13 protein-coding genes and 1 pseudogene are annotated in these 16,225 nt (G+C 43.1%); 4 read left to right on the plus strand and 10 right to left on the minus strand.

Features of this window, described 5'->3' with window-relative positions; genetic code table 11:
- The first annotated feature begins 205 nt into the window (after window positions 1-205).
- Both HWQ36_RS16435 and HWQ36_RS16440 read left to right on the plus strand, forming a co-directional pair.
- Window positions 206-538, plus strand: a complete 333-nt coding sequence (locus HWQ36_RS16435; RefSeq protein WP_292704743.1) for a hypothetical protein — start codon at window positions 206-208, stop codon at window positions 536-538.
- 362 nt (window positions 539-900) lie between these two features.
- Window positions 901-1,119: pseudogene (locus HWQ36_RS16440) on the plus strand (IS4 family transposase); the annotation flags it as partial.
- Between the two features lie 41 nt (window positions 1,120-1,160).
- Here the strand turns inward: HWQ36_RS16440 and HWQ36_RS16445 are convergent.
- The 10 genes from HWQ36_RS16445 to HWQ36_RS16490 all read right to left on the minus strand — a co-directional run bounded on the left by HWQ36_RS16445 (window position 1,161) and on the right by HWQ36_RS16490 (window position 13,521).
- The gene (locus HWQ36_RS16445; protein WP_366829146.1) at window positions 1,161-4,319 is read right to left on the minus strand and encodes an efflux RND transporter permease subunit; all 3,159 of its coding nucleotides are present in this window, start codon (window positions 4,317-4,319) and stop codon (window positions 1,161-1,163) included.
- On the minus strand, window positions 4,316-4,672 hold the full coding sequence (locus HWQ36_RS16450) for a DUF5615 family PIN-like protein (protein WP_292704745.1): 357 nt from the start codon (window positions 4,670-4,672) through the stop codon (window positions 4,316-4,318). The genes HWQ36_RS16445 and HWQ36_RS16450 overlap by 4 nt, the downstream gene beginning before the upstream one ends.
- 9 nt (window positions 4,673-4,681) lie before the next feature.
- The gene (locus tag HWQ36_RS16455) at window positions 4,682-5,005 is read right to left on the minus strand and encodes a DUF433 domain-containing protein (RefSeq protein ID WP_292704747.1); all 324 of its coding nucleotides are present in this window, start codon (window positions 5,003-5,005) and stop codon (window positions 4,682-4,684) included.
- 276 nt (window positions 5,006-5,281) lie between these two features.
- The gene (locus tag HWQ36_RS16460; protein ID WP_292704749.1) at window positions 5,282-8,404 is read right to left on the minus strand and encodes an efflux RND transporter permease subunit; all 3,123 of its coding nucleotides are present in this window, start codon (window positions 8,402-8,404) and stop codon (window positions 5,282-5,284) included.
- Window positions 8,401-9,951, minus strand: a complete 1,551-nt coding sequence (locus tag HWQ36_RS16465; RefSeq protein ID WP_292704751.1) for an efflux RND transporter periplasmic adaptor subunit — start codon at window positions 9,949-9,951, stop codon at window positions 8,401-8,403. The genes HWQ36_RS16460 and HWQ36_RS16465 overlap by 4 nt, the downstream gene beginning before the upstream one ends.
- A gap of 237 nt (window positions 9,952-10,188) precedes the next feature.
- On the minus strand, window positions 10,189-10,338 hold the full coding sequence (locus HWQ36_RS16470) for a hypothetical protein (RefSeq protein WP_292704753.1): 150 nt from the start codon (window positions 10,336-10,338) through the stop codon (window positions 10,189-10,191).
- A 43-nt stretch (window positions 10,339-10,381) separates the two neighbouring features.
- On the minus strand, window positions 10,382-11,347 hold the full coding sequence (locus tag HWQ36_RS16475; RefSeq protein WP_292704755.1) for an RNA polymerase sigma factor, RpoD/SigA family: 966 nt from the start codon (window positions 11,345-11,347) through the stop codon (window positions 10,382-10,384).
- A gap of 20 nt (window positions 11,348-11,367) precedes the next feature.
- Window positions 11,368-11,676, minus strand: a complete 309-nt coding sequence (locus tag HWQ36_RS16480) for a hypothetical protein (protein ID WP_292704757.1) — start codon at window positions 11,674-11,676, stop codon at window positions 11,368-11,370.
- A gap of 47 nt (window positions 11,677-11,723) precedes the next feature.
- Complete coding sequence (locus tag HWQ36_RS16485) at window positions 11,724-13,004, minus strand: S41 family peptidase (RefSeq protein WP_292704759.1); 1,281 nt, start codon at window positions 13,002-13,004, stop codon at window positions 11,724-11,726.
- A gap of 145 nt (window positions 13,005-13,149) precedes the next feature.
- Window positions 13,150-13,521, minus strand: coding sequence for a hypothetical protein (locus tag HWQ36_RS16490; protein WP_292704761.1), 372 nt, complete (start codon window positions 13,519-13,521; stop codon window positions 13,150-13,152).
- A 279-nt stretch (window positions 13,522-13,800) separates the two neighbouring features.
- On the opposite strand from HWQ36_RS16490, the gene HWQ36_RS16495 reads away from it, so the two are divergent.
- Window positions 13,801-15,021: a sensor histidine kinase gene (locus tag HWQ36_RS16495; protein ID WP_292704763.1), complete on the plus strand. Its 1,221-nt coding sequence runs from the start codon at window positions 13,801-13,803 to the stop codon at window positions 15,019-15,021.
- A gap of 1 nt (window position 15,022) precedes the next feature.
- Window positions 15,023-15,670 (plus strand): response regulator transcription factor, encoded by a 648-nt coding sequence (locus HWQ36_RS16500; RefSeq protein ID WP_292704765.1) that lies wholly within the window; start codon window positions 15,023-15,025, stop codon window positions 15,668-15,670.
- Window positions 15,671-16,225: the final 555 nt, after the last annotated feature.

Raw genomic sequence — 16,225 nt, forward strand, 5'->3', positions numbered from 1 at the left:
TTTACGGACTATAGCCTAGCCACATAAAGCCTTTGATCGTTTTCGGAGATGTCTAGTAGGCATCTGTGCGCCTGTTGGAGCAGTTGATTTCAAACCTGCCCAAAAATTAGCAGATGTAACTCGATTTAATCAAGCAAATCAATATACTTTTACTGATCCAATCAGAACTACACAAATTGTTTTCTTTCCTCAAGCGCCAGGCCCAGTGCGAGTAGACGACCCACCAGGAGCTTCACAACTAACTTATCAAGGCCCAGAGGGTGAATTTACTTTTCGAGGCAAGGCAATCAGGAAACAAAATACCCCTCTAGGTTTACTGATTACTGTCACCTTAAAACCAAATGCAGATCAGGGTCAGTTGCAGTTAACTTTGGTGCTACCACCTGTAAATCTCCAAAATGGTCAAAAACAAGAGTTTGATACCGTGGCGATTAAGACCAGAGGCTTAGGCTTTGTAGTAAACCGAGCGGGAGCAGAACTAACTTATTTGACTCTACCATTTAAGGGAGCCGCAGAAAGCGTTATTCTTCCTCTTTAAATTAAATATTAGAGCAAGTTACTGTTTCACTTGCTCATAATAAATGGTTTCAGCAACTTTGACAAAATTAGCTCTTCTGAGGGCATCTTCTAGCCCATAGATGCACTGCCTTCAAGGTAACCGTTCACGGGGGGGGAGAGAATTTACTACAAAGCCTCAAAACTTTGTTCAGCAAGCTTTTTAGCCGATTTAGTGTCATTGACAAACTATGCCTAAAGTAGTTAAAGACGATTTGCAAGGCAGTATAGAACTTTGGGTTATTAAGAATAATCAGTAAAAAATCTAATCTAGGCTAGTTTTTGTGCTGATTTCATTGAATTTAATATCGGGCATTTTTTTGTACACCCCGTGAACGGTTACCATTTTTTATGGTCAATTTGTCTCATTATCTTCTAGCTCAGTTCCGTCAAGATAATCCTGGCTCTGGCATTGTTGATCTTCAGGCTTATTGTCGTGGTTTTCGATATGTTCGTGAAATGTTAAAAATGCTTCCAGAACCACCAGAGCCTATTTTATTATCCCAGATTTTTGCCAAGCTTACCTCTTTTGGTCGTATTCACAATGCTTCTACAGCCGTTTAACCCTCGTAATTTGGCTACAGTATTGTTGTATTACACTTTATTTAATCCACGCTCCTAAGATTTTTCCGCAATGTTTCCATGTAAATGTAAAACACTGGAGTTAGATAGAGAGTCAATATCTGAGAAAACAGCAATCCACCAACGATCGCAATCCCTAAAGGGCGACGCGCTTCTGAACCTACTCCTGTACCCAGAGCAATGGGGAGCGTGCCAATTAAAGCTGCCATCGTCGTCATCATAATTGGGCGGAAGCGAGTCAAGCAAGCGGTATAGATGGCATCAAAGGAATTTTTTCCTTCCTTTCGCTGCGCTTCAATGGCAAAATTCACTAGCATAATGCCGTTTTTCTTGACGATGCCCACTAGCAGAATGATGCCGATGAAAGAGTAAAGATTTAAATCAACCTGGAAAATCAGCAGCGTCAGTAATGCGCCAAAACCCGCCGAAGGCAGACCGGAAAGAATGGTGATTGGGTGAATGAAATCTTCATAGAGGATACCGAGAATCAGATAAATTACTAAAATAGACACCAGCAACAATACACCTAAATCGTTGAAGGATTGTTGGAAGGTTTGGGCTGAACCTTGAAAGCTGGGGGTAATTGTTGAGGGTAATAGCTCACTGGCTGCTTGCTTGATAGCATCTGTAGCTTGACTTAGAGATGTTCCTGGGAGCGTGTCAAAAGAGATAGTTGCAGAGGGGAGTTGAGCAACGTGAGTAACGGTGAGAGGGCCGACATTTTGAGTGATATTAGCGATCGCACTTAGGGGAACAAATTTCCCAGTACTAGATTGCACATAGAGCATCGATAAGGCGCTAGGATCTCGTTGAAACTCCGGTTTCACTTCTAAGATTACATAAAATTGGTCATTTGGGGTATATATAGTGGAAACCTGGCTAGAACCATAAGCAGCGCTGAGGGTTTGTTCAACTTGTTGGGCGGTAATGCCAAGGGTTGCAGCTTTGTTGTGGTCAAATTTGACTTGGATTTGGGGAGTGCTGAGTTGTAAATCGGTGTCAACATTCTGGAGTCCTGGTAGGGTTTTGACTTTATCTACAAGTTTAGGAACGTATTGGCGCAAGTCTTGCAGATTTAAACTCTGCAACGTGAACTGATAAGTAGAATTGGTTTGTTGTCCACCAATAGGAATAGCTGGAGGAGAGCGGAGGAATGTCTTAATCCCAGTTGTCCGCCTTAACTTGGGGGTTAGCTCTTGAATGATTTCGTCGGCACTCAGTTTCCGTTGAGAACGTGGCTTGAGCATAATTGTAATTCGCCCAGAGTTGACCGATGGATTAGGGCCACTTGCACCCACAATCGAATCAACTGCTTCAATGTTGGGGTCTTGACGAATGATATCAACAACCTTTTGCTGGTGACGCAGCATATCATCAAAAGAAATATCTTGCGCTGCTTTAGTGTTCCCCATCAGTTGCCCGGTGTCTTCGGTGGGAATAAAGCCTTTGGGAACGATGACGAATAGATAGACAGTCATTACCAGCAGAATACCAGAACCGATCAGGGTCATCAAGCGGTATTTTAAGATCGGCTTGAGCGTCCAATCATATCCTTGCAGTAGTAAATCAAATGCTCGTTCTGAGACGCGATATACCAGATTTGGTCTTTGCTGATGAGATGAACTTAAGAAACGACTGCATAACATTGGGGTGAGACTGAGGGAAATAAAACCCGAAATCAAAATTGCCACAGCGATCGTCACGGCAAATTCATGAAATAATTTACCGATTATTCCACTCATAAACATGATGGGGATGAACACCGCCACCAAAGAGAGAGTCATTGACAAAATGGTGAAGCTGATTTCCCTCGATCCCTTCAATGCCGCGTCTAAGGGAGATTCGCCCATTTCCCGATAACGCACGATATTTTCCAACACTACGATCGCATCATCCACCACAAAGCCCACAGAAAGGGTCAACGCCATGAGGGAGAGGTTGTCTAGGGAGAAGCCCGACAGATACATCGCCGCAAAAGTGCCAATGATCGCTACAGGAAGCGCCAAACTGGGTATCAGCGTCGCAGTTGTATCACGTAAGAATAAGAAAATTACTAAGACAACTAGACAAACCGAGAGAACCAAAGTAAATTTTACATCGCTGACAGAGGCTCGAATTGTTTGGGAGCGATCGTACATAATCCCCATCTCAATAGATTTGGGAACTTGTTCGCGGAGTGTAGGTAAAAGTTTTTGGATGGCATCAACGATATTTACAGTATTAGCTCCCGGCTGCGGCTGTACAGCGAGAACAACCGAATGGCGGTTTGTCACCTTGCGATCGCTATACAAATTTGAGACTTTGACATTTTGTTCGCTGTCAATCACCTGTCCCACATCCTGGAGTCGCACGTTAGCACCATTTTTGTAGCTTACAATCAACTGGCGATAGCTGGCAGCGTCGGTAAGTTGACCATTTGCCTGAATTGTATAACTTTTGTAAGTGCCAGACAGACTACCTGTTGGTAAATTGACATTTCCTTGTTGAATGGCAGTTTTTACCTGATTTAGACCAATTCCCCTTGATGCCAACTCTCGTGGATCAACCTGAACGCGGACTGCATATTGCTGTTGACCAAAAACCTGTACCTGAGCAACGCCATCAATCATCGAGATTGGCTGACCAACTGTTACCTCCGCGTATTCATCTACTGTTGAGATCGGCTGTGTCTCAGAATACATATAAAGGAAGAGAACTGGTGAGACAGAGGGGTTGACTTTGCGGTAAGTGGGCGGGTGAGGCATTCCGGCGGGTAGTTGTCCGGCGGCGGCTGAGATGGCTGCCTGCACATCTTTGGCGGCATCCTCAACTCTGCGGCTAAAGTCAAATTGTAGGGAGATGTTGGTGCTGCCAGTTGAACTAGTGGAATTAAATGAATTGAGTCCGGCAATTTCGGTAAACTGTCTTTCTAGGGGTGCGGCGACTGAAGATGCCATTGTTTCTGGGGTGGCACCTGGGAGACTAGCAGAGACAGAAATAAAAGGATATTCAACGTTGGGTAGGGCACTGATGGGTAATAGTAGATAACTCATCAGACCGAAGATGAGGATACCGATCATCACCAAGGTGGTCATGACTGGACGACGGATGAAGGGTTCTGAAAGGTTCATGGGTTTTGTTATCCCAGAAATGTGATGAAGATGCGATCGCTCAGTCTGTATTGTTTTGGGTTTATATTTCATAAGGGCAAATATAAAACAATCCCCTTCCATTCAGACTGATCGCTGTAATTAACCAGCAGCAGCAATTCGTCAATTGCCTGTCTAATGGGCATCCGATCGTTGACTACGAACAAACCCAACATTTGCTCTTCCTTTAATAATCGCTCGTAAGCGAAATCTGGCATCGTTGCCCGATCATGAGTGAGGATTATGCGATCGCTCGCTGCTGCCCAATTTAAGATTGCTGGGTCATCTACTTCCTGCAAACCAACATCCTGAACACGAAGTAAGTCAAGATTTGGCTGACGCAGAAATAGTCCTCGCACAATATCGCCATTGAAATTCTCATCACTCAATAACTTCAGCATTGACATTTTTTCAAATTATTGCTGGGCTAATAAGCGAGAACGAATTAAGCTCAAATCAGGTTGAACATTTGAAAGACGTTGATGAACAGATTCAGCTAATTGTTCGCGTTGAGCGAGGTATATTTCCACAGCATCTTGATGTCGAAGGTAGTAGCCAATTGTCAGGTATACATCAGATAATGACAAGGATGAGTAACGCCCAACAATAGATTCAGGAGATGCACCATCTTGAAAGCTACGAATTACCAGTTCTAGCAAAACCCTTGTATTACCTACCCGAATTGCACCTGTTGCATCTTCACTTAAGGGAGGAATTTCTTGTTCTAGTGCTAAAGTCATAGTGTAATTATTCCCAAAACGCTAATATCTAAATTTTAGTGGAGTGCTATTTCGTAATTCGTAATTCCAAATTATTTTCATCTCTAGCCTTCCTTTACAGAATTGATGTTAAATCGAGTATATGTGAAAGACTGATATTGCTTGTTGACGGATTTCCAACAAATAAATTATCCAATCTTGTGGGGTGGGCATCTTGCCCGCCTTGGACTAGGGGCACTCGTGTCGCCCACCCCACAAGAGTTAGTTGAGTATTTTTTTATTTTGAATTGTTGAATATCACGATCGCCCACCTGAAAATGAAAATACCCGACGGAATTTAACTTGACTGAGCTTTTTCCGCCATGATTCCATGTAAATATAGAACACGGGCGTTAAATACAAGGTCAATATTTGAGAAAATACCAGTCCGCCCACAACTGCAATCCCTAGAGGACGGCGGGATTCTGAGCCAGCCCCAAATCCGATCGCAATAGGCAAGGTTCCCATTAATGCTGCCATTGTCGTCATCATAATCGGGCGGAAGCGCACTAGGCAGGCTTGATAAATTGCCTCAGACGGCTTTTTCAATTCATTTCGCTGCGCTTCAATTGCAAAGTCCACCATCATAATCCCGTTTTTCTTGACGATGCCCACCAACAGAATTATGCCGATGAAGGAGTAAACGTTGAGTTCCACATGGAATATCATCAGCGTTAACAATGCGCCAAAACCTGCTGATGGCAAACCGGAAAGAATCGTAATCGGGTGAATGAAATCTTCATAGAGAACACCCAAAATCAGATAAATTACGAGGATGGCGATCGCTAACAGTAAACCCAAACTCGGCAATGAACTTTGAAATACCTGGCTTGCACCCTGAAAGCTGGTGCTAATGTTGGCAGGAATTACCCGATCGATCAGTTTTTCAATCTCTTCGTTGGCATTTCCCAAGGACACACCGGGAGCGAGGTTGAAGGAAATAGTGGCGGCGTTCATCCGACCGTTATGATTAACCATTAACGGGCTGACTCCCTGAGATAGTTTGGCGAATGTCTTCAGAGGAACTGCCACTCCTGTGCTGGAGTTAATATACAATGTCAACAAAGCATTGATATCCTCCTGATATTGGGGTGCTAATTCCAAAATTACCTGATACTCATTGGTCGCTGCATAGATGGTTGAAACTTGGTAAGAACCGTAGGCACTTCTCAGGGTATTTTCGATTGCCTCGGCAGTAATCCCATAAGTTGAGGCTTTATCGCGGTCAATGTCAATTTGAATCTGGGAAGCAAACTGTAAATTGCTGTTGACATCCTGGAGTTCTGTCATCTCTTTCATCTTGACAACAAGTTGAGGAACATATTCCTGTAAGGGCTTGACATCCGAACTCTGGAGTGCAACTTGATAAAGTCCTGTGCTTTGTTGAGCGCCAATAGGTATTGCCGGGGGATTTTGTAAGAATACTTGGATGCCTGGAACAGTGGCGAGTTTAGTTCGCAAATTTTGCACGATTTCGTCAGCACTAAGTTGGCGCTGCGCTCGCGGTTTTAACCGAATAAACAAACTGCCAGAATTGGCTGCAACTGCTGCCCCACCGCCACTAGCACTGGCTCCCGCCCCAATATTGGAGTTGACTGCATCTACATTTGGGTCTTGGCGGATCAGGTTAGCAACTGTCTGCTGATGCTGGACAAGATTATCGAAGGATGCATCCTCGGCTGCTTGGGTAATGCCTGTAATTTGTCCGGTATCTTCGCTAGGAATAAAACCTTTGGGAACTATCACCAACAACCCAACTGTCACCGCCAATAGAAATATAGATAAAATCATCGTGGTGCGGTGATATTTTAAAACTTTTTTCAGACTCCAATCGTACAGACCGAGGAAGCGATCGAAGACATATTCTGAAGCTTGGTATAACTTACTTTGATTAGCATGATTTACAGGACGCAGAAAACGGCTGCACAACATGGGAGTCAAAGTCAAAGATACAAAACCAGAGACGAGAATTGCAACTGCGATCGTTACAGCAAATTCATGAAATAATCGTCCCAGTACTTCACTCATGAACAACATAGGGATGAAGACTGCAACCAAAGAAAGGGTCATCGACAGAATTGTAAAACCAATTTCTCTCGAACCATTCAACGCCGCTTCTAAGGGACGTTCCCCCATTTCTATATGACGGACGATATTTTCTAGCATGACGATCGCATCATCTACTACGAAACCTACAGAAAGGGTCAACGCCATCAGTGACAGGTTATCTAGTGAGTAGTGCAGCAAATACATCACCGCAAAAGTGCCAATCAGCGAAACGGGTAATGCCAAACTGGGAATCACCGTCGCCGAGAGGTTCCGCAAAAATATGAAAATTACTAAGATAACTAGAGCGATCGTCAAAATCAATGTAAATCTGACATCATCTACTGAATCTCGAATTGACTGAGACGCATCATAAAGAACCCCAATTTCCACGGATGCCGGAATTTGCTCTCGTAACTTTGGCAGCAAATTCTTAATCGTGTCTACGACTTGTACCGTATTGGTTCCGGGCTGTCTTTGAATGGTGAGAATAATGGCGCGGGTATTGTTGTACCAGCTTGCTACTTTGTCATTTTCTACACTGTCAATAATTCTACCCAGTTGATTGAGATAGATGGGCATTCCATCTTTATAAGACACAATCAACTGGCGATAAGCAGCCGCATCCTCAAGTTGCCCGTTAGTTTGGACTGTAAAATTCTTATGATTTCCCGAAAGACTGCCAGTAGGTAAATTAACGTTACCCTGTTGAATCGCCGTCGCCACCTGATCTAGCCCAATTTGCCGCGCTGCCAATTGCTGAGGATCGAGTTGAATTCGAGCCGCATACTTTTGGGAACCGTAGACGGCTACCTGTGCCACCCCATTAATTGTAGATAGCTTTTGCGCCAAATAAGTCTCGGCATAATTGTCTACCTGCGAAAGGGGCAGAGTTGGAGAATCTAGATAAAGGTAAAGAATCGGTTGATCTGCGGGGTTAACTTTACTGTAAGTGGGAGGATTGGGTAAATCAGTTGCAATTTGCCCCGATGCTCCTGATATGGCTGCTTCCACATCCTGCGCCGCATCATCAATGTTGCGACTCAAGTTGAATTGCAGTGTAATTTGAGTCTGTCCCAGAGTGCTAGTTGAGTTGAGCGAATCGAGTCCAGCAATGCTGGAAAATTGCTTCTCTAAAGGACGGGCAACCGATGCTGCCATTGTTTCGGGGCTAGCTCCCGGTCGGGAGGCGCTTACCTGAATTGTGGGATAATCCACACTGGGTAAATCGCTGATTGGCAGCAAGCGATAACTCATGAAACCGAAAATCAAAATCGCCGTCATCACCAGAGTTGTCATGATCGGGCGGCGGATAAATGGTTCTGAAAGGTTCATGAATCACCTCCGCCTGACTTTTGGGATTCTCCCCCCTGCCCCCTGCCCCCTGCCCCCCTTCCTCTTGAATTTCCATTTGAGTCATTACCGCCTGTTTTGATGCGGATTTTGCTCCCCGAAACGAGATTCGCTTGACCATCGGTGACGATTTTATCGCCTGGTTGCGGCCCTTTTTGAACCACATCTAGTCCATTAATGGTGCTGCTAATTGTAACTGGGACATTTTCCACTGTCATGTCTGGCTTAACTACAAACACAAACTGGCCATCCGGGCCATTCTGCACGGCTTGGCTGGGGACAACCGTTGCATTCGGTTGTTCGGTCAACGTTAGCGTTGCATTCACAAATTGACCGGGAAACAAGTGTCCCTGAGTATTATCAAAGTCGCCAATCAGTTGAATTGTCCCCGTGGTGTTATCGACCGTATTATTGACAAATGTCAAAGTACCTGGTATGGAATGAGCTTGATTATCGGGGAACGTCACATCTACCTTCAGCTTGCCATTCTGCATATATTTTTGTACCTGGGGCAGATTTGTTTCGGGAATGGAAAAAGCAACTTGAATCGGGCGAATTTGGGTCAGGGTAACAAGTGGAGTCGTGCTGTTAGCTTGCACCACATTGCCCTGAGTCACGAGAATATTGCCAGCGCGGCCATCAATCGGCGCATAAATTTTGGCGTAGGATAATTGCACTTTGGTATTGTCTAATGCTCCCTGGTCGGAACGGACAACGGCTTGAGCATTAGCGATCGCAGATTGATCGCCCTTGACAACTGCGCCGGCATTAGTCAACGCCACTCGATCGCTTTTCAAAACGGCTTGGGCATTAGTGATCGCTTCTCGATCTGCTTGTAGAGTTGCTGTAGCCGATTTGCTATTGGAAACGTATTGCTGTGCTTGATCTAAACTAATCGCGCCCTTCTTATACAATGCACCATAGCGATCGCTTTGTCCCTGAGCAAATTCTGCTTGGGCTTGATCCTTGGCCAAATTCGCTTGGGCTTGTCGCACCAAGGCTTGGTCTTTAATTAAAGTCGCCCTAGCTTGGTCTACCTGACCCAAGTCTCTAGTTAATGTATCTCTAGCCTGTTGTACCGAGGCTTGGTCTTTGGCGACAGTTCCTTGAGCTTGCTGAATTGCAGCAGTTTGTGATCGGTCATCTAGGGTAAACAAAAGTTGTCCCTTTTTCACATCTTGACCTTTCTTAAAATAAACTCCAATAATCCGTCCGCTAGCTTCGGGCGTAATCGATACCGTAGAACCCGATTGCACATTCCCGATCGCCTGCAATTGCACCGGAACCGTTTTTTGTGTCACCATTGCCACGGTTACAGGTGTCACTTGCTGTTTATTACGGCCAGATTTTTCAGTTTTATCTGTCTTGGCTGCACCCGCATGAATAGCAAATAAACCCAGCCCAGCCAGCAACAGCACGCCCAAAATTACCCAAGTAATCTTTTTTGGCGATCGCTTTTTTGGCGATCGCGGTAGCTCCGGTTTTATAATGTTCTCAGTCAAAGTCTCGTTAGAAATTTCATGGTTCATCAGAACCTCCAGAGGATTTTAATGTAAGTAATTAGGCGTAAATAAATTAAAGTTTGTAGTCAGGACTTTAGTTCTAATAATCATTATTATGAGCGATGAATCGCTCACTACGAACTAGAATTTTATTTGAACTTGCGCTTATACAAATTTAATTTGAACCAGCACAAAAATCTTAGCCCTAAAACTTTGACAAAACAATGAACTTTAGACACAGAATCCCTGATATTAAAGAGGAAATCACAGCATAATCACAACAGCTACTACTACCAGAAATAATCCGATATTAATGATTAGTTTTTTCTGGTTTGTTCGATGCGCCTTGTAATTTAAATCAAACCCATAATATTGCTCAATATCACTTAGAGAATCATAGTCTAAAGGTTTCATTATTTTAAATCCTTTAATATTGACTGGGCTTTTTGCTGATTTATTACTTACTTAGCTGCCGATGTAGAAGTTTTAGAGCTTGTTTTTCTATCTGCCGGACTCGTTCACGACTAATACCCATACGCTGACCAATCTGTTCTAAAGAAAGTTCGTTCCCGTCTGTCAAACCAAAGTGCAAATTTAATACTTCTTGTTGTTGGCGAGTCAGATTTGACAATAAAATTTCCACATCTTCATTGAGAGATTCCTCGGTGCTATAGGCATTGCCAGAACTGGAATCTTCTATTAAATCTTGTAATTGTATATCTTTATCTGCTCCAATCCGAATATCGAGAGAGATAGTTTGACGAGCCAAAAGCAGAAATTCTCGAATTTGACTAGGTTTTAAAGAAAGTGCATTAGCAATTTCCGTACTGGTGGGAATACGACCCAGTGTTTGAGATAGCTCTCGCTGAACACGCTTAATTCTGTTTAATTTTTCATTGATGTGAATGGGTAATCGAATCGCCCTTCCTTGCTGGGCGATCGCTCTGGTAATTCCTTGACGAATCCACCAATAAGCGTAGGTTGAAAATCTGTATCCCAGAGCCGGATTGAATTTCTCAACCCCTCTTTCCAAACCTAATGTACCTTCTTGAATTAAGTCCATCAGTTCTAAATTACGTCTCTGATATTGCTTGGCAATTGATACCACCAGCCGGAGATTAGCCGTCATCATTTTCTGCTTGGCTTTTTTCCCTTGATTTAGCTGCTGAAGTAGTTCCTGTTCACTTGACTGCATCTGGTTAGCCCATTCTGACAGCGTGGGTGTACGCTTTAATTCAACAGCCAGTTTTTTTGATCCAGCAAGTATTGTCATCATCTGCTGAATTTCTTGGGCAAAAATAATTTCTTGCTCCTGGGTTAACAGAGGTATCCTGCCAATTTCTTTAAGATAAGCACGGACTGTATCAGTTGTAGCTTTGTTTGTGTTACTAGCTTTAGTATCTGAGAATGTTAAGTTACTCATAGTGAGTTAGTCTCTGCCTATTAATTAGGGTATTTTGGATTAGGAAAAAATCGTAGATAGTGACTCGAAGAACCATAAATATTTTTATAAAAAAACCAGGTATCAAGCACTAGCTCCAAAAGAGCAATTAACACCAAAATTGTTAGATAAACAATTACAGGTAGACTGAGATCGGGAAACTTACTTTGCAAATCGATAATGCCAAATAACAGCAAAAACAGGAGCGAAACTCCTAGAAGAAATGACAACTTAACGATCGCGAGAATAAAACGGCTGATCTCCAGGATGCGATTGTAAAGTCTGGAAAATCCCTCCAGTATTTCTTCCATATTCTTGATGACAAGTAAAATTTGCTGTCGGTGCAAATGGGTAATACTTATTTCCCACCCTGCAAGCTCATACGATTTACCCCCGATTGAATCAATTTGCTCAAGTCAGCAACGGCGCTAGCATACTGAGGATCGGCTAATGTTCCCAAGGTTCGGTTTTCTACTAATGCTTTCTGTTGTGCCTCGCTTAACTCCACGTTAATATCTGGTGCAATGCCGACATGATTGATATCTCGACCTTTGGGTGTGTAGTATTTGGCGATCGTTAGTTTCAGCCCCGAACCATCGTCCAGTGGCTCTACGGCTTGAACTAAACCTTTGCCGAAGGTGCGAGTCCCTACTAACGTGGCGCGATTATCATCTTGCAGCGCTCCCGACAGAATTTCGCTGGCGCTGGCAGATCCCTTATCGACTAGTATTACTAAGGGTTTGTTGGTGAGAGGATGTCCCGACGCATTGTAGCTATCTTTAACTCGATCTCGATTTACCAAAGACACGATCGCTCCTTGCTTTAACCACATACTGGCAATTTGCAAACTCGCATCCAGCAGTCCACCTGGATCGGAACGCAGATCCAAAACGTAGCCCTGCACCTGTTGTTTTTCTAGTGCTTCAATTGCCCGATGCATCTGGGCGGGTGCAGTTTGCGTAAACTCTGGTAAAAGAATGTAACCAATCTTACCGACCGCCGTTGTTTGGGTGTTGTAAGTTACAGGATGGATGGCAATATTGGCGCGGGTAAGTTTGAAAGTTTGGGATTGGCTACCCCGTTTAATCGTAAGTACTACTTTAGTTCCCACCGGGCCCACAATCCGCTTAACGGCATCCTCTATTTTCATTCCCTGAGTGATTTGACCGTTAATCTGGACAATTAAATCACCCGGCAAAATACCCGCTTTAAAAGCAGGCGTTGCTTCAATGGGGGCAACGACAGTTAAAGCTTTAGTCTTTTCATTCTCTGCCAGTTCCAGCCCTACACCACTGAGGTTGCCAGAAATATCGCTATTTAGGGCTTTAAATTCCTGGGGGTCGTAAAACTCCGTGTAGCGATCGCCCAATTTAGCCACCATTTCTTGAATTGCGCCATAAGCCTCTTTCTTAGAACTATAGGAGCGGCTAAGATATTGCTGTCGAATTGCTTTCCAATCTTGATGGTTAAAGTTGGCATCAACATAATTTTTATCTAAGATTTGCCACACCTCATCCACCAGTTTTTGAGGGCTAGGTTGGGTTTTACCTAGAACCTTAGAAGCGTAGAGACTAGTTCCTGCCAAGATTGCTGCAATAACAGCGAGTTCTATCCTGACAATCAATTTTTGCTTGAACATACTTTAACTATTAAAGAATAATACAGATAAAATTCATTCGGTAGCTTGCTTCCCTGAAAGGGTATTCTGACTCCTGTTAGCGATAGCGGGGCGTTTAGCCCGTCCTGAATTCTATTTGATAAAACTACTAGGAATTATCTTGAGATTACCCTTTACGCCGGGGATAGGCAGTCTTAAAAATATCCTGAATTTTAGTCTTTTGTTCAGCCGTGAGATTCAGACTGAACACTGCTTTACGCATTTTTTCACCTTGTTGCAATTTCGCTGACAATTCCTTTACTTGATCTGGGGTCAGAACTGCCTCAACTTGTTGGCGAATTGCTTCGCGCTTCTGGGCGCGTTCCGGCGTATTCGCGCCAGGAGAGCTTGGCGCAGAAGTGTTGGTATCAGACACCTTTGTCCCAGAGTTGTCTCCTTGAGACACGTCAGGAGACTTAGAACTGGTGCAACCAGTCATTCCTCCAATGAGGATAGTTGCAAATAAAAGAGTTGGTAAAATTATCTGTTTTTTAATCATTCACTTCTCTGGTTTTTGTTTGAAAAGTTGCTGCTTGACTTACACCAGCTAATCTTAAAAGTTGGGATAGATTTGTGCATGAGCTAGAATTCCTAACCTGACCAGTAAAAAAGTACTCAAGTTATTGTGACTTTTTTCCTAATTTAGGAATGCTTAATCAGTCGGAACGGCTCTATTCATACTAGAGACAGATTCGTTATATAGGAAGAAGAGTTTCATTCTAAAATTGTGAAAATACCTATGGTTTTGTTACAAAGGCCATTGAGTTGGAACAGTTCTATGGTTTTCTTGACCTACCCATCGTTTCGTCTGTTGCTTTATCTAGAGTGGCTGTTATTAGCCACGGCAATGTTCATGGAAGTTGTGCTGCCGTTTGAGTTGTCCTGGTCGTTGCTGTTACGAGTTGTCGCGATCGCAACTTTCAGCTTGATGGGTTTGAGACTACCGATGGTTAAGCTGGAAACAAAATTATTTTATACAGCCCTCGAATTAGGTCTAATTTTGCTGCCAACAACTCAACATAGCTTATCTAGTCGCTCCGTTTTCCTACTGTGTCTAGTACTGGTGATGCGGAGTTGTCTAATATTTAAGCGATCGGGACAGTTGATTGTCTTGGGTTTATCTCTGCTTACTTATGGAACATTGGTTTTATCAAGACCGATTGTACCTGATAAGTTTATGAGAGAAAAGCTAATCGCCATGTCTTTGGATTGGCGATTAAGTAATATATTATTGTTTAGCTTAACGTTAGTATTCGCTTTATTATTAATCAATGCTCTACTTGCAGAGCGCCAAAGTCGAGAGCAGTTAGAAATTGCCCACCTGCAATTAGAAATCACCAATCAACAACTGTGTCAGTATGCGCTACGAATTGAAGATCAGGCAACCTTACAGGAACGTAACCGAATTGCCCGCGAAATTCATGATGGGTTAGGACACACTCTAGTTGCCCAAACTATTCAGATTAACAACACCCTGTTGTTCTGGGAATCAAATAATGACAAAGCATTAACATTTCTCAAACAGGCAAAGGAATTGGGGGCTGAGGCGCTGCTAGAAATTCGGCGATCGCTTTCTCTTTTACGTTCAAATCCTTTGCAAGGGCAATCTCTCAAATCAGCTATTGAAAAGCTGCTGACAGATTTTCACCAAACCACAGGTATTGAACCATCCTGTAAAATTGACGTGCCGCACACTTTACCAACAGAAGTAAATACAGCTTTATACCGTATTGTGCAAGAATCGCTGACAAATATTTGTAAACACGCTCAGGCGACAAGTGTCACTGTTGGACTACTGGCTGACGCTGGGATGATTCATCTGTCAATCGAAGATAATGGAAAAGGATTTAACCCCACCCAAAATACAACCGGATTTGGGCTACAAGGGATGCGAGAACGGGCGGTTGCACTGGGCGCTCAGTTGAATCTCCAGAGTCAACTAGGAACAGGTTGCTGTATTTCTGTTTCTTTGCCACTATCAAAGCTGTTGGTATTTTAGTATGATTCAGATTTTATTAGTTGACGATCAGCATCTTATTCGCCAGGGACTTAAGAGTATGCTTGAGTCGAATGCAGAGATTCAGGTAATCGGTGAAGCGGAGAATGGGCAACGGGCACTCGAACAAATTCCCATACTACAACCTGATATCGTGCTTATGGATGTTCGGATGCCTGTAATGGATGGAGTTGCTACAACAAAAGCGATCGCTCAACAATATCCTGACATTAAGGTTCTCGTCCTAACAACCTTTGATGATGACGAGTATGTTTTCCAGGCGATGCGGGTGGGTGCAAAGGGCTATTTGCTCAAGGATACCGAACCTGATGAACTTATGTTGGCAATTCGAGCCGTCTATAAGGGACAAACTCTACTCGGCCCAGGATTGTTTGAGAAAGCACTCATACCGATTGCCGTACCTGTGCCATCCGTGGAACCCCCTCCAGAATTAGCGCAACTTACACCCAGAGAATTAGATGTGTTGCGGTTAATTGCTTCTGGAGCTAATAACCGTGAAATTGCGGAATCGCTGTTTCTTTCAGAAAACACTGTTAAAAATTATGTTACCAATATTCTGAGTCGGTTAAGTTTGCGCGATCGCACTCAAGCGGCTTTGTTTGCCCATTCGCTGTTTAGTGGACTTAAATAAATAAGTTGGCTTGCTCATAAATGACTGGTATCAGCAAAAAGGCTAAGTAAGCTGATGTAAAAATTCTCGTTGGGATAAGGCAGGAGGCAGATCGCTTTTAGCGTCTCCCCTTCGGAGAAGGCAGGAGATATAAGGGTTTTAATTTACTTTATCTTTGTTCACATAGTTTGGTTTTATTGTGCCAACTTACTTATTGACTGAATAATTTATAGATAGGTTTTAATTTATACACTTAGTATTACTTACTTAAAGCTTGCTTGCAATTGCAATTTTTGTATTCTCCTAAACCATGCTAAATTGAGAGAATTTTAACTCTCAATTTAACGTAGTTTAATATATTGAAAACATACCCTACTATTAAGAACATCAAAATATAAAAATGACCATTCATTCAAGGTTAAAAATATCTAGTGTGGTAAAACTTACTAGAGAAGAGTAAAAATCCTGTAATCTTGACCTTGTAGCGAAATAATGGTACGAAAACTTGGCAAGAAAAAGTCTAAAACCAGAGGCAACATCGTTTGAAGTACTCGATTGTGTTCAAAAAAAATGCCC

The organism is Nostoc sp. NMS2 (genome assembly GCF_017115105.1).
Classification (GTDB): domain Bacteria; phylum Cyanobacteriota; class Cyanobacteriia; order Cyanobacteriales; family Nostocaceae; genus Nostoc.